This is a genomic window from Bacillus sp. S71 (genome assembly GCF_016625265.1).
Taxonomy (GTDB): Bacteria; Bacillota; Bacilli; order Bacillales; family Bacillaceae_G; genus Bacillus_A; species Bacillus_A cereus.
Genome location: NZ_JACVUW010000002.1, coordinates 21,993 through 36,642, shown reverse-complemented (window position 1 = coordinate 36,642; position 14,650 = coordinate 21,993). Strand labels below are relative to the sequence as shown.

Below are 14,650 nucleotides of genomic sequence, written 5' to 3'. Positions count from 1 at the left end.
GATTCTATTCGCCATTATGTCCAAACCGCATTCATTTATACATTGCTGGAGCCTTTCAACGCTATGCGTTTGAAAGTTTCACTATATAATTTCACCTTGTTACATGAAATCATACGGTGAAATGTTTTCCACGTCCATTTCCTCGCCATTAACTGTGACCATCTGTACTTCTCCTTGTGATTCCTGCAAGCGACTAGCTAAAGTTGTTTGACGCATTGCATCATCAAGGCGATTTACACCAGATTGGAAAGCTACTTCCTCCCCGCAAATAATAAGGAACTTCTTACTTCTTGTAATGCCCGTGTAAATTAAATTACGGCGTAACATACGGTTGTAACTTTTCACAATCGGCATAATAACAATCGGAAATTCACTACCTTGTGATTTATGAATCGAACAACAATATGCATGTGTAATTTGATTTAAATCCGGCTTTGTATACGTTACCTCAATTCCATCAAATGAAACGATAATCATATCTTGTTGCTCAACGTTTTCTTTCGCATAAAACACCGAAACAATTTCTCCGATATCCCCATTAAACACTTGGCTCTCCGGCTGATTAACGAGTTGCAGTACTTTATCGCCTCTTCGGTATACAACATCACCGTACTGGATTTCTTTACTCTTTTCCCTTTTCGGGTTAAATACTTGTTGCAGCGCTTCGTTTAATACATTAATACCAGCAGGCCCGCGGTACATCGGTGCTAATACTTGAACATCCCTTGCACTAAAGCCTTTTGTTTTAGCGTTTTCGCAAACTTTTTTCACAACCTCAACAATTTGAGCCCCTGTACAGCTGATAAACGAACGATCTTTTTTATTTTGCGCTAAATCTGGCGGGAGTGTGCCGTCTTTGATCGCATGGGCAAGTTGAATAACAGATGAGCCTTCTGCTTGACGATAAATTTCAGTAAGCTTCACTGTCGGAACTGCACCTGCATTTAATAAATCTTTTAATACTTGTCCAGGTCCTACAGATGGCAACTGATCTTCATCACCTACAACGATAACTTGAATATTCGTTGGTAGCGACTTAAATAGCTGATTTGCGAGCCAAATATCAACCATTGAAAATTCATCGATAATAAGGAGCTTACCTTGGACAGGATCCGTTTCATTACGCTGGAAAGATCCTTCTGGCGTCCAGCCAAGCAAACGGTGAATTGTGCAAGCTGGAAGTCCTGTCGATTCACTCATCCGCTTCGCTGCTCTTCCTGTTGGAGCTGTTAATAGTATTGGAAATGGATTATCATCACTGTATTCATTCGGATTTAACGATAATCCGTGAAGTGACGCATACATTTCAACAATCCCTTTAATAACGGTTGTTTTTCCTGTTCCTGGTCCACCTGTTAATAACATCATCGGTTTATGAAGTGCCGTTTGAATCGCTTCTTGCTGAAACGGTGCATATTGTACATTCAACTGTTCTTCAATTTCACCTAATGTTTTTAACACTTCTGCTTCAGGAAATGAAGGTGTTTCCTCTTGATTCATCAATCGACGAATAGACTTTACAACACCTTTTTCAGAGTAGAATAAAGTTGCTAAATACACTCGTTCTTCTTCTATGATGACTTTCCCTTCACTTTGCATCGTTTCAATACAACCTATAATATCTTCTTCAGTCACTCTTCCTTCTTGATTGTTTAAAAGTGACATCGTTTCTCTTACAAGTTGATCTTTCCTCATATAAACGTGACCAAGTTGCAATGAGACATTCTCTAATGTGTAAAAACATCCCGCTCGTACACGGTCGTCGTGATTACCCGATATCCCTAACGCACGCCCTATATCATCCGCTCGTCCAAAACCAATCCCGTCCACTTCTTCAATAAGTTGATACGGATTATTACGAATCACTTCTAATGTCATCTCTTTATATTGCTGGTAAATCTTAATAGAAAGTTTCGTTCCAAAACCGTAACCATTTAAAAAGCTCATTACTTTTTCTAATCCTTGATGTTCAACAATTGTCTCATATATTTCCTGAGCCTTTTGTTTGTTAACAACACCATTTAACGCCTCAGGGTCATCCATAATTTTAGAAATAGCATGTTCCCCGAGATGATCCACAATTTTTTCCGCTGTACGCTTTCCTATCCCTTTAAATAAATCACTCGCTAAATATTGCACCATACCTGCTTTTGTTTGCGGCAATTCTTTTTTAAATGTTTCAACCATATATTGTTTTCCATACTTTGGATGGTCCTTAAAGTGACCTGTCAATGTAAACACTTCATCTTCATGCATGCGGGGAAAATGACCGTTTATCATTACTTTCTTTTCGTCATACGTTTCATTCGTTTCAATGACTTTCATACTGACAACGGAATAGAGGTTTTCTTCGTTGTGGAAAATGGTATGAAGAACTTGCGCTTTTATAAATTTTTTCTCTTCCTCAAACAAATCCATTGCATGTTGATTTCCCATCTTTCCTCTCCTTTCCGATATTTTCACTTTAATGAGCAGTACATCCCCCACCTTTTTAGATGAGGGATAACTACCCATTAAACTATATTTTTATCTTATTCAGCTTCTTGCTCTAATAAACGAACGCCATTACCAGCTAAAAAGTGATCTGGCTGAATTTCAGTTGCTTTCTTAAATAAAGCGAGAGCTTTCTCGTTATTTTCTTCAAATACGTAAGCAACACCTAAATTGTAATACGCATCTGCATGCTCTTCATCCATTTCTAATACCTTTTCAAAATAAGGTTTCGCCTCTTGAATATGTTCTAGTCGCGCGAAGCAAAGTCCGCACTGGAATACAGCTTCTACATCGTTTTCATCTAATTCTGTTGCTCTTTGTAAGAATGGTAGTGCAAGACGATCATTTCCAAGCTGTACATGTGTAATACCTAACATAAATGTTACATCAGCTGATTGTAATCCAGCTTGCATTGCTTGTTCGAATACAACTTTCGCCTCAGTAAATTGCTCTTGGCCATAATATACGTTTCCTAAGCCATAATAAGCAGCTGCAGATTTATCATCTAACTCTAATGCACGTTTATAAAATAAAATCGCTCGCTCACTATCTCCTAATACGTCTAATAAATTTGCAAAATTAATGTATCCAAGCGCATCTTTCGGATTTTCTTCAATTGCTTCTGTAAAATTTTTAGCTGCTTCTTCCCAATTTCCTTCTTGCATATATTGAATACCTGTTTCAAGTTTGTTTGACATGTCCTTCACCTCTACAACAAATTATAACAAAGAATGTATTTTCCAAGCGAACGAAAATTCGCTTTATGTAAAAGAAACCTCTAACCGCTAATCGGCAGAGGCTTCTCATTTATCCTAAATAATCCAATTTCTTACCACTACGGTATACTTCATCAATTGTAGCACCGCCTAAGCACTCATCTCCATCATAGAAAACGACTGCTTGTCCTGGTGTAATTGCACGAATTGGCTCATCACAAAGAATACGAACTGTATTTTCATCAACGATTTGAACCGTTACTTTATTGTCTTCTTGACGATAACGGAATTTCGCCGTGCACTTAAATTCTGTTTCTTTTTCTTTGTTACTTACCCATCCTACATTCGTAGCAATAACTTCATCACCATATAGAAGTTCGTTATGGAATCCTTGATCAACATATAAAATGTTTTCTTTTAGATTTTTTCCAACAGCAAACCATGGATCACCATTACCACCAATTCCAAGACCATGACGTTGTCCAATTGTATAATACATTAAACCGTCATGCTTCCCTTTCACTTCACCAGATAATGTTTGCATTACACCTGGTTGTGCTGGTAAGTAGTTACTTAAGAAATCTTTAAAGTTACGCTCCCCAATGAAGCAAATACCTGTACTATCTTTTTTCGCCGCTGTCGCTAAGCCAGCTTCTTTCGCCATTTCACGAATTTGTGGTTTCTTCAGTTCACCTAACGGGAACATTGTTTTTGATAATTGCTCTTGGCTTAATTGATTTAAGAAGTATGTTTGATCTTTATTGTCATCAACGCCGCGAAGCATTTTATATTCGCCGTCCATATAAGCAACGCGTGCATAATGACCTGTTGCTACATAATCAGCACCAAGCGCAATTGCATGCTCTAAAAATGCTTTAAATTTAATTTCTTTATTACACATTACATCTGGGTTTGGTGTACGACCAGCTCGGTACTCATCTAAGAAGTACGTAAATACTTTATCCCAGTATTGTTTTTCAAAGTTTACTGCATAATACGGAATACCAATTTGGTTACACACTTCAATTACATCATTGTAATCTTCTGTTGCTGTGCAGACACCATTCTCATCTGTATCATCCCAGTTTTTCATAAAAATTCCGATTACATCATAACCTTGCTCTTTTAATAAAAGTGCTGCTACAGATGAATCGACGCCACCGGACATTCCGATGACAACGCGTGTTTCGTGAGGTAGTTTGTTCATCATGTCACCTCCCATGCTAATTTTGTGTTAATCGCTTCACGATTTTCACTGTTTCGTACGCCGCTTTTTCAATTTGCTCTTTCGTATTTCCAAGTCCAAAACTAAAGCGTACGGATGAACGTATTTGATCGGAGTCTTTTCCAAACATCGCTACTAATACATGTGATGGATCAATCGAACCAGCTGTACAAGCAGAACCACTTGATACTGCAATGCCAGCTAGGTCTAAGTTCACAAGAAACGGTTCAATGTTCATTCCTGTAAAACTTACATTAAGTACATGCGGTAAGCGATGTTCTAAGTTTCCGTTTACCTCGAAAGTAATGCCTTCATTTTTGAAGACAGATACCATTATATCTTTAAACTCTTCATATTGGGCATTTTTTTGCTCACGAGTTTTTTCAGCTATAAGAATTGCATGCTGAAGCCCAGCAATACTAGGCACATTTTCCGTACCAGCACGGCGTTTTCTTTCTTGCTCTCCGCCTATTAATAACGGCTCAAATTTCACATTTGCACCAGCGAATAAGAACCCTACACCTTTTGGCCCATTAATTTTATGAGCTGAAATTGATAATAAATCAATACCAAACTCTTTCACATTAATTTCTACTAAACCGTAAGCTTGTACCGCATCTGTATGGAAATAAGCTTGATGCTCTTTTAGCAGCTTTCCTATTTCCACAATTGGTTGCATTGTCCCTACTTCATTATTCCCAAACATAATAGATACAAGAATCGTCTCTTCTGTTAATGCCTTTTGTATGTCAGAAACTTGAATGCGTCCTGTTTCATCGACAGGTAAATATGTCACTTCAAACCCTTCACGCTCTAACAATTCGCACGTATGCAAAATCGCATGATGTTCAATTTGCGTCGTTATTATGTGGTTACCTTTATGACGGTTCGCACGTGCTACACCTATAAGCGCTAAATTATCAGCTTCTGTACCACCACTCGTAAATATAATTTCATTCGGATTCGCATGAATGCTGCGTGCACACACTCGTCTCGCCCCATCTACTGTGTGACGAGTTTGACGTCCATAAAAGTGAATACTAGACGGGTTCCCGAATATTTCTGTCATATATGGAATCATCTTTTCGACCACTTCTGGGTGAGTCGGAGATGTCGCAGCATGATCTAAGTAAATGCGTTCCATTAAATCTCCTTCTTTCCAAATCGTTTCACAAGGAATTAAATGTAAAACATATAGCCCCCGTGATTTTCTTCCTCATAACGTACTAAATCTTCTAACGTTGTACTATCTAACACTTCTTGCACCGCATCACGAACACGCATCCATAACTGGCGCTGTGCTGGCTCTTCTTCTTCTATCATTTCTACAACACTAATCGGTCCCTCTAATACACGGATTACATCCCCAGCTGTAATGTTAGCCGGTTGATCAGATAATACATATCCGCCATATGCCCCGCGCGTACTCTTTACAAGACGAGCGTTACGAAGTGGTGAAATTAATTGCTCTAAGTAATGCTCGGATAAGTCATGCGCCTGCGCAATTGATTTTAATGAAATCGGACCTTCACCAAACTTTTTTGCAAGATCAATCATAATTGTTAAGCCATAGCGGCCTTTTGTTGAAATCTTCATCTATTTTGCACCTCTTTTCAAATTTTCACTTCTATTGGTTATATCTTATTTATAAAAAGAACACAATTTAAAATCCTATGAAATTATAGCATAATATAGTATTATAAGAAATTTCAACTTGTGTATCAAAATGATAACATAAAATCACATTGAAAAACTCGGAAATTATTACAATTGAAAGAAAAATGAAAATATTCTTCTTCATTTTTCCCATAAAACAGCATCCTATTTCAAATTTCGTAGAAAAAAATGATACGATAGAACGAGATTATATATTAAGGGAGACGGTCTAAATGAAACAACCACTCGCACATCGAATGCGCCCTACAAATATTCAAGAAATTATTGGGCAACAACATTTAGTTGGTGAAGGAAAGATTTTATGGCGAATGGTCCAAGCAAATCATTTTCAATCTATGATTTTATACGGTCCTCCAGGTACAGGAAAAACATCCATTGCCAGTGCAATTGCAGGAAGTACCGGTACCCCGTTTCGTCTATTAAACGCTGTTACTCACAATAAAAAAGATATGGAAGTTGTCGTACAAGAAGCAAAGATGCATCGACACCTCGTTTTAATTCTAGATGAAGTTCACCGTCTAGATAAAGCAAAGCAAGACTTTCTATTACCCCACTTAGAAAGCGGACTTCTTACTTTAATTGGTGCAACGACAAGTAATCCATTCCATGCAATAAACTCCGCTATTCGAAGCAGGTGTCAAATTTTCGAATTACACGCACTAACAGAAGATGATATTTTAATTGGGTTAAAAAGAGCTTTAGAAGATAAAGAAAAAGGCCTTGGAGAATATGCTGTAACGGTAACAGATGAAGCACTACATCATTTTGCAAATGCCTCTGGTGGTGATATGCGTTCCGCTTATAACGCACTTGAACTTGCTGTATTATCTAGCTTTACTACAGACGATCAAGCGGCTGAAATCACACTCGAGATTGCAGAAGAATGCTTACAAAAGAAGAGCTTCGTTCACGACAAAGGCGGCGATGCTCATTATGACGTATTATCAGCATTTCAAAAATCAGTACGCGGAAGTGATGTAAATGCAGCGCTCCATTATTTAGCACGCCTTATTGAAGCAGGTGATTTACAAAGTATTGGCAGACGCCTTCTTATTATGGCTTATGAAGATATTGGACTTGCTAGCCCACAAGCTGGACCGCGTACACTAGCTGCAATTGAATCAGCTGAACGAGTTGGATTCCCAGAAGCACGCATCCCACTTGCAAATGCCGTTATAGAGCTATGCTTATCACCAAAATCAAATTCAGCTTATAAAGCACTTGATGCTGCATTACACGATTTACGCAACGGTCAAACAGGTGACATTCCAAGCCATTTAAAAGATAGTCATTACAAAGGCGCAGAATCACTCGGAAGAGGCATTGGATATTTATATCCACACGACCATCCAAATGGCTGGGTAAGGCAACAATACTTACCTGATAAAATAAAAAACAAGCAATATTATAAACCGAAAACGACAGGGAAATTTGAGCAAGCACTTTCTACTGTTTATGAAAGATTACAAACTTCGAATAAAACGAAAAATAAAGGGTAACATAAACGAAAACGTCACCATTATGGAGGCTTCGCTTATGAAAACACGTCAAGATGCATGGACAAAAGAAGATGATCTCCTTTTAGCAGAAACTGTTTTGCGACATATTCGCAGCGGAAGTACACAAATAAAAGCGTTTGATGAAGTTGGCGACGCTTTAAACCGCACTTCCGCAGCTTGTGGTTTTAGATGGAATGCTGAAGTAAGACCGAATTACGAAGATGCGGTGCAGCTTGCAAAAAAACAACGTAAAGAATTAAAACGTTCTGAAGCTAATATAGAAAAAGATCGGTTCACGAAAACGAAACAACTCGTAATTGACGCCGATTTTTCAGAAGATATTACGCCAAGTAAACAAGATCTTACAATGCAAAATGTCATCTCATTTTTACAAAATTTAGAACATAACAATCCTTCACTTGCAAAGTTGCAAACTGAAAATGATGTATTACAAGCTCAGCTCACTTCTCTGCAAAAAACGAATCATGAACTTGAAACGAAATTAGCGGTACTCACAAAAAAACAACAAGCAATCGAAGAAGATTACGCGATGCTTGTTCGAATTATGGATCGCGCTCGAAAACTTGTTTCGGTTGAAGAACAAGAAGAACAGATTGCTCCCATTTTCAAGACAGATCAAAATGGAAATTTAGATATTATATATTCTGCAGAGAATTAAAAACAAGGATGTCACTTTTTTGACTAAGTGACATCCTTGTTTGTTTTCGGTAAACCATATATATACATGTCGGTAAATGAATTTATATCAACGATTTTTCGAATATATCTATCGTAACTTGCAATATATCAACGGTTTTTCGAATATATCTATCACAACTTGCAATATATCAACGATTTTTCAAATATATCTATCACAACTTACAATATATCAACGATTCAATAAAGGAGATCGATTTAATGACAAAGATTTACAATAACATTACTCCCTGTCATACAAGAAAACTCCTAAAACATATTGGATAATTTTTACTAAAATGTTATTATAAACATATACCTTTAAAGGGAGATGGTTGCTATTTCATTAATAATCTTCAAAATAACTCTTGGCCTTCTCGTCCTGACTTTAGCTCTTTTCACCATTAACAGTCTAAAAAAGACATCCGCCTATAAATCAGATAAATATGATTATTACTTACTAACCTTACTTACATTTGAACTAGTAGTGATGCAAATATCCATATTTCTTTAATACATATAAAAAAGCATATATCCAAAATGGATATATGCTTTTCTTTTATTCTTGCCCTACACGTTTCACTTCTACATTTTTAATACGTTCACGTACAACGTGACTTGCCATAATTAAACCTGCCACAGATGGTACGAATGCATTTGATGAAGGCGGTAATTTCGCTTTACGAATTTTTGCATTCTCGTCTGGTACGATTTCTTTACGTACTTCTTCACGAATTACGATTGGGTTTTCGTCAGAGAAGACAACTTTTACACCTTTTTTAATACCCTCTTTACGAAGCTTCGTACGAATTACTTTCGCAATTGGATCTGTATGTGTTTTAGAAATGTCCGCAATACGGAAACGAGTTGGGTCCATTTTATTTGCTGCACCCATACATGAGATAATTTTAATTTTACGACGTAAACATTGTTTAATTAAATGAATTTTGAACGTAATCGTATCAGATGCATCCACTACGAAATCTAAACCGTGTTTAAAGAACTCTTCATATGTTTCATCTGTATAAAACATTTCTAATCCAATTACTTCACATTCCGGATTAATGTCTGCAATACGCTCTTTCATTAATTCTACTTTTGAACGTCCTACAGTAGATACTAAAGCGTGAATTTGACGGTTTACGTTTGTAATATCTACAACGTCTTTATCAACTAATACGAGACGTCCTACTCCAGAACGCGCTAACGCTTCAGCTGAAAATGAACCTACGCCGCCAATTCCTAAAATACCGACTGTACTATTTTTTAATATTTCAAGTCCTTCTTTACCGAAGGCTAATTCATTACGTGAAAATTGATGTAACATTCAGCTCTACACTCCTATTACAAAAATGGTCTACCATGTATTCTAGCGTTTTTCCGACTATTTGTATAGAAAAAGTTATAGAATTCCTAAAAATACATATTTCGAGAATGAAAACATAGACCAGAATTTTACTTCTTCCTAAATACACGTTTAAAAAAGAGGATTTAAAGAACCGAGCAGATCGAGGCGCTTATGCCAGGAGGAGCGCAGTGTAGCTTTAACTACTCGAGCACCGGACTTTTTAAACTTCCCCTCAAAAAAAGTCTAGATGGTTATAGTATAACCATCTAGACCCTATTCTTACTTTTCTTCTTTTAAGCTTAATTTTAAGTTTAACTCTTCAAGCTGTGCTTCTGCAACTGGGCTTGGAGCTTCTGTTAATAAGCAGCTTGCGCTTGCTGTTTTTGGGAATGCAATTGTATCACGAAGGTTCGTACGGCCTGCAAGTAACATAACAAGACGATCTAAACCTAATGCGATTCCGCCGTGTGGTGGTGTACCGTATTCGAATGCTTCTAATAAGAATCCGAATTGCTCTTGCGCTTCTTCTTGTGAGAATCCAAGTGCTTTGAACATTTTTTCTTGTACGTCACGCTCGTAAATACGAAGTGATCCACCACCAAGCTCATAACCGTTTAATACAAGGTCATATGCTTGTGCACGTGCTTTTTCTGGTGCTGTTTCTAGTAGCTCAACGTCTTCACGGAATGGCATTGTGAATGGGTGATGAGCTGCGAAATAACGATCTGCATCTTCATCGTACTCAAGAAGTGGCCAATCAGTTACCCATAGGAAGTTAAATTTACTTTCATCAATTAACTCAAGCTCTTTACCTAGACGTAAACGAAGTGCGCCTAAGCTATCTGCAACAACGCTCTTCTTATCTGCTACGAATAGTAATAAGTCGCCAGCAGTAGCTTCTAATGTACTCATTAACACGTTTGCATCTTCTTCACCGAAGAATTTCGCAATCGGTCCTTTTAAGCCGTCTTCTTCAACTTTAAGCCAAGCTAGACCTTTTGCACCGTATACTTTCACGAATTCAGTTAATGCATCGATGTCTTTACGAGAATATTTACTTGCAGCACCTTTTGCATTAATTGCTTTTACTTGTCCGCCGCTTTCTACAGCACTTGTAAACACTTTAAAGCCACAACCTGCTGCAAACTCAGATAAGTCTGTTAGTTCCATTTCAAAGCGTGTATCTGGCTTATCAGAACCGTAGCGAGCCATTGCATCAGCATATTTCATACGAGGGAATGGTGCACTAACTTCTACACCTTTTGCATCCTTCATAACTTTCGTCATCATACGCTCCATCATTTCTAAAATCTCATCTTGTGTTAAGAATGAAGCTTCAATATCGATTTGCGTGAATTCTGGTTGACGATCTGCACGTAAATCTTCGTCACGGAAACAACGTGCTACTTGATAGTAACGCTCAAATCCGCCGACCATAAGAAGCTGTTTAAATAACTGTGGTGACTGTGGTAATGCATAGAATTCACCGTCATGTACACGACTTGGTACTAAATAGTCACGAGCTCCTTCTGGCGTACTTTTCGTTAAAATTGGTGTTTCTACTTCTAAGAACTCTTCTGTATCTAAGAAGTTACGAATTGTTTTTGTTACGTCGTGACGCATTTTGAATGTGTTGAACATTACAGGACGACGTAAGTCTAAATAACGATATTTTAAACGCACATCTTCTGATGCATCTGTATCATCAGCAATAATAATTGGTGTTGTTTTCGCTGCATTTAGTACATTTACTTTTGTTGCTTGTACTTCAATACGACCAGTTGCCATATTGTCATTAATTGCGCCTTCACCACGTTCAACAACTGTACCTTCTATGTGTAATACGTATTCGCTACGAATTGTTTCTGCTACTTCTAACGCTTCTTTTGATGTTTCTGGGTTAAATACAACTTGTACGATACCTGTACGGTCACGTAAATCGATAAAGATTAATCCACCTAAGTCACGGCGTTTTTGTACCCAACCTTTTAATTGAACTGTTTGTCCAACAGCTTCTACTGTTACTTTTCCACATGCATGTGTTCTTTCAGCCACTGTAAGTTCCCCCTATATTAATTTCTCTGCTACGTATGAAGCAAATACATCTAACGCTACTTCTTCTTGTTCACCTGTTGCCATATCTTTTAAGTTAATGATGCCTTTATCTAGCTCATCTTCTCCTAATACAGCTACAAATTTCGCCTTTAGACGATCTGCTGATTTAAATTGTGCTTTCATTTTGCGATCTAAATAATCTTTTTCAACCGACAATCCAGCTTTACGAAGATCGAATGCCACTTTTGCAGCATGGTCTTTCGCTTTTTCACCAAGCGCTACAACGTAACAATCAATGCTATGTTCAAGTGGTAATTCAATGTTTTCAGCTTTTAGCGCCATAATTAAACGTTCAATACTCATTGCAAAACCGATACCTGGCATTTCTGGTCCACCGATTTCTTGTACAAGTCCGTTATAACGGCCACCACCGCTTAATGTAGTGATCGCACCGAAACCTTCTGCCTCACTCATAATTTCAAAAACAGTATGTTGATAGTAGTCTAAACCACGCACTAAGTTCGGATCTTTTTCAAATGGAACATCCATCATCGTTAATAGTTCTTGTACTTTGTCGTAGTATACTGCTGAATCTTCGTTTAAGTATTCTGTAATAGATGGAGCTGTTGCCATTAATTCATGGTTACGGTCCTTCTTACAGTCTAAAATTCGAAGTGGGTTCTTTTCTAAGCGAGATTGACAGTCAGAGCAGAATTCGCCGATACGTGGCTCAAAGTGTGCGATTAATGCATCACGGTGTGCTTGACGACTCGCTGCGTCACCTAAACTGTTTAATACAACTTTAATATTTTTTAAGCCCATGCCGCGGTAAAATTCAACAGCAAGTGCAATTACTTCTGCATCAATTGCAGGGTCATTACTGCCGATTGCTTCGATACCGAATTGTACGAATTGACGATAGCGACCTGCTTGTGGTCTTTCATAACGGAACATTTGACCGATATAGTATAATTTCGTTGGTTGTGTTGCATCACCAAACATTTTATTTTCAACGTAAGAACGTACAACAGGTGCAGTACCTTCTGGACGTAATGTTAAGCTGCGCTCTCCACGATCTTGGAATGAGTACATTTCTTTTTGTACGATATCTGTCGTATCACCAACACCGCGTAAAAATAGCTCAGTGTGCTCAAAAATTGGTGTACGAATTTCTTTATAATTGTAACGACGGCAAATTTCGCGTGCTTGCCCTTCGATATACTGCCATAACTCAACAGTGCCTGGAAGAATATCTTGCGTTCCGCGTGGGATTTGAATAGACATATTCAGTTCCTCCTCAAATTGTTTTAATCTTAATAAAAATAAAAAAACTCCCGCCTCTACTGTTTAAACAGTAGGGACGAGAGTATTATACCCGTGGTGCCACCCTAATTGAAGCACGTATGCTTCCACTTTTTTAATAACGCTTAAATATGCGTTCATCCCTACTAAGCATATATGCCGTTCAAGTTGAAACCTCTAGAGTGTCATTCAATCAGTCATCATGCAGAAATGTTTTCAGCCTAAGACATTCCTTCTCTTTCCATGTGTATCTCATTTACTCTTCTCTATCAACGGTTATATTCATATGTAAATATAAAATTACTATACGTTTGTTAAGTAGGATTGTCAAGTGCTCTAAGAACGTTCAATCTGCTTCTTTAAACGCTTTACATCTTGAAGAGAAATCCCAAACTCGGAAGCAAGCTCCATTGAAGTATTATTTTGCTCTTTTGAAATGAAATCATGAAAATTCACGTTAAACAGTTGATTTGCACCATTTGTAACAGAATGCCCTTTTTCATTCATACGCATACGTATATCCCTCACATTCAATATGGATGTTTTACTTTTTATTGTTCCATATTGATGAGAGAGTTATACATAACCGAAACTGCTATTGATTCCAAATAAACATTAGTATTCGATTTACAACAATAACAATAGCCAGTCCACTTGCGAGCATATGATGCTTCAAATGATATAACGCTGCAACACCTACTCCAAATACGATAATTTCTAATAATACATGTAATATACCTTGTACTTCCCATTCTGCATGTGGAGCTCCAAATAGCCCCCAAATGACAGCAATAACAATTGGAATAATAATAGCAAGTGTAATTTTTATAGCCATTGTTGTTCCTACTCGATATCCCCAGTATCCAACAATCCCAAGAATACATAACTCTAACATAAAACGTAACGCTATATTAAATTCTTGAAGCATGCTACACCTTCTTTTTCTTTTATTCCCCTTTAAATTAATCCTATGATAAAGTGAAACTTTAATCAGTGGGGGTTTTGTTCATCCACCACTGATTATTAGTTGAACCAATCGGGCTTTTACGGGCAGTTAATCCTCACCTAACTTCTTTGCTTCCGCTGAATTTTGAGGTGGAGGGTCTTACTGCCCGTTAATGCGGGATAAATGAACAAAACATACAACAATGTATAAAAAAGAGAGGATTATATAACCCTCTCTTTTTTATCAACACTATTTACTTTCTACAATTAAGGTCACCGGACCATCATTGATTAAAGAAACGTCCATCATTGCTCCGAACTTCCCTGTTTCCACATGCAATCCTTGTTTGCGAACTTCTTCATTAAAGAAATCGTATAAACGCTCTGCGTAGTCAGGTTTCGCAGCATCCATAAAGTTTGGACGTCTTCCCTTGCGACAATCTCCGTATAATGTGAATTGCGAAATAGATAGAACTTGTCCTTCTACATCAAGTACAGAATGATTCATCTTTCCGCTCTCATCTTCAAAAATACGTAAGTTTGCAATTTTTTCCGCAATATAAGTTGCATCTTTTTCTGTATCTTCATGCGTAATGCCAACTAGTAATGTTAAACCGAACGGAATTTGTCCTACGATCTCACCGTCTACTGTGACAGACGCTTTCTTTGATCGTTGTAAAACAACTCTCATCTT

Annotated in this window: 13 protein-coding genes and 1 other annotated feature; of the genes, 2 read left to right on the top strand and 11 right to left on the bottom strand. The window is 37.6% G+C overall.

Features of this window, described 5'->3' with window-relative positions:
* Positions 1–99 precede the first annotated feature (99 nt).
* The 5 genes from recD2 to cymR all read right to left on the bottom strand — a co-directional run bounded on the left by recD2 (position 100) and on the right by cymR (position 6,030).
* A complete protein-coding gene (gene recD2, locus IBT51_RS03555; RefSeq protein WP_000528080.1) occupies positions 100–2,436 on the bottom strand; it encodes an SF1B family DNA helicase RecD2 in 2,337 nt (778 codons plus the stop codon).
* A gap of 95 nt (positions 2,437–2,531) precedes the next feature.
* Entirely contained in the window at positions 2,532–3,191 is a 660-nt protein-coding gene (locus tag IBT51_RS03550) for a tetratricopeptide repeat protein (RefSeq protein ID WP_000066411.1), read from the bottom strand.
* A 109-nt stretch (positions 3,192–3,300) separates the two neighbouring features.
* Positions 3,301–4,416 (bottom strand): tRNA 2-thiouridine(34) synthase MnmA, encoded by a 1,116-nt coding sequence (gene mnmA, locus IBT51_RS03545; RefSeq protein WP_001038010.1) that lies wholly within the window; start codon positions 4,414–4,416, stop codon positions 3,301–3,303.
* Between the two features lie 16 nt (positions 4,417–4,432).
* Positions 4,433–5,578, bottom strand: a complete 1,146-nt coding sequence (locus IBT51_RS03540) for a cysteine desulfurase family protein (protein ID WP_053563619.1) — start codon at positions 5,576–5,578, stop codon at positions 4,433–4,435.
* Between the two features lie 35 nt (positions 5,579–5,613).
* Positions 5,614–6,030, bottom strand: a complete 417-nt coding sequence (gene cymR, locus IBT51_RS03535; RefSeq protein WP_000704116.1) for a cysteine metabolism transcriptional regulator CymR — start codon at positions 6,028–6,030, stop codon at positions 5,614–5,616.
* Positions 6,031–6,323: 293 nt separating this feature from the next.
* On the opposite strand from cymR, the gene IBT51_RS03530 reads away from it, so the two are divergent.
* Positions 6,324–7,610: a replication-associated recombination protein A gene (locus tag IBT51_RS03530; RefSeq protein ID WP_000812919.1), complete on the top strand. Its 1,287-nt coding sequence runs from the start codon at positions 6,324–6,326 to the stop codon at positions 7,608–7,610.
* Between the two features lie 37 nt (positions 7,611–7,647).
* Positions 7,648–8,289 (top strand): RsfA family transcriptional regulator, encoded by a 642-nt coding sequence (locus tag IBT51_RS03525; RefSeq protein ID WP_000857709.1) that lies wholly within the window; start codon positions 7,648–7,650, stop codon positions 8,287–8,289.
* A gap of 576 nt (positions 8,290–8,865) precedes the next feature.
* Here the strand turns inward: IBT51_RS03525 and IBT51_RS03520 are convergent.
* From IBT51_RS03520 to IBT51_RS03495, 6 genes are all read right to left on the bottom strand, one after another.
* Entirely contained in the window at positions 8,866–9,633 is a 768-nt protein-coding gene (locus IBT51_RS03520; protein WP_000903182.1) for a tRNA threonylcarbamoyladenosine dehydratase, read from the bottom strand.
* 300 nt (positions 9,634–9,933) lie between these two features.
* Positions 9,934–11,709: an aspartate--tRNA ligase gene (gene aspS, locus IBT51_RS03515; protein WP_000840885.1), complete on the bottom strand. Its 1,776-nt coding sequence runs from the start codon at positions 11,707–11,709 to the stop codon at positions 9,934–9,936.
* 12 nt (positions 11,710–11,721) lie between these two features.
* Positions 11,722–12,993, bottom strand: coding sequence for a histidine--tRNA ligase (gene hisS / locus IBT51_RS03510; protein WP_000027079.1), 1,272 nt, complete (start codon positions 12,991–12,993; stop codon positions 11,722–11,724).
* Between the two features lie 69 nt (positions 12,994–13,062).
* Positions 13,063–13,293 (bottom strand) — a binding site (T-box leader).
* 54 nt (positions 13,294–13,347) lie between these two features.
* Positions 13,348–13,524, bottom strand: a complete 177-nt coding sequence (locus IBT51_RS03505) for a hypothetical protein (RefSeq protein WP_001242605.1) — start codon at positions 13,522–13,524, stop codon at positions 13,348–13,350.
* An 82-nt stretch (positions 13,525–13,606) separates the two neighbouring features.
* Positions 13,607–13,939: a YrdB family protein gene (locus IBT51_RS03500; protein WP_069356225.1), complete on the bottom strand. Its 333-nt coding sequence runs from the start codon at positions 13,937–13,939 to the stop codon at positions 13,607–13,609.
* A 267-nt stretch (positions 13,940–14,206) separates the two neighbouring features.
* Entirely contained in the window at positions 14,207–14,647 is a 441-nt protein-coding gene (locus IBT51_RS03495; RefSeq protein ID WP_001266965.1) for a D-tyrosyl-tRNA(Tyr) deacylase, read from the bottom strand.
* Positions 14,648–14,650 lie beyond the last annotated feature (3 nt).

Bases quoted from the DNA above. Each gene is read 5' to 3' on its own strand.
- IBT51_RS03525 (WP_000857709.1), top strand. From the start codon at position 7,648: ATGAAAACACGTCAAGATGCATGGACAAAAGAAGATGATCTCCTTTTA.
- mnmA (WP_001038010.1), bottom strand. From the start codon at position 4,416: ATGAACAAACTACCTCACGAAACACGCGTTGTCATCGGAATGTCCGGT.
- hisS (WP_000027079.1), bottom strand. From the start codon at position 12,993: ATGTCTATTCAAATCCCACGCGGAACGCAAGATATTCTTCCAGGCACT.
- IBT51_RS03505 (WP_001242605.1), bottom strand. From the start codon at position 13,524: ATGCGTATGAATGAAAAAGGGCATTCTGTTACAAATGGTGCAAATCAA.
- IBT51_RS03540 (WP_053563619.1), bottom strand. From the start codon at position 5,578: ATGGAACGCATTTACTTAGATCATGCTGCGACATCTCCGACTCACCCA.
- IBT51_RS03495 (WP_001266965.1), bottom strand. From the start codon at position 14,647: ATGAGAGTTGTTTTACAACGATCAAAGAAAGCGTCTGTCACAGTAGAC.
- IBT51_RS03530 (WP_000812919.1), top strand. From the start codon at position 6,324: ATGAAACAACCACTCGCACATCGAATGCGCCCTACAAATATTCAAGAA.
- recD2 (WP_000528080.1), bottom strand. From the start codon at position 2,436: ATGGGAAATCAACATGCAATGGATTTGTTTGAGGAAGAGAAAAAATTT.
- IBT51_RS03520 (WP_000903182.1), bottom strand. From the start codon at position 9,633: ATGTTACATCAATTTTCACGTAATGAATTAGCCTTCGGTAAAGAAGGA.
- cymR (WP_000704116.1), bottom strand. From the start codon at position 6,030: ATGAAGATTTCAACAAAAGGCCGCTATGGCTTAACAATTATGATTGAT.
- IBT51_RS03550 (WP_000066411.1), bottom strand. From the start codon at position 3,191: ATGTCAAACAAACTTGAAACAGGTATTCAATATATGCAAGAAGGAAAT.
- IBT51_RS03500 (WP_069356225.1), bottom strand. From the start codon at position 13,939: ATGCTTCAAGAATTTAATATAGCGTTACGTTTTATGTTAGAGTTATGT.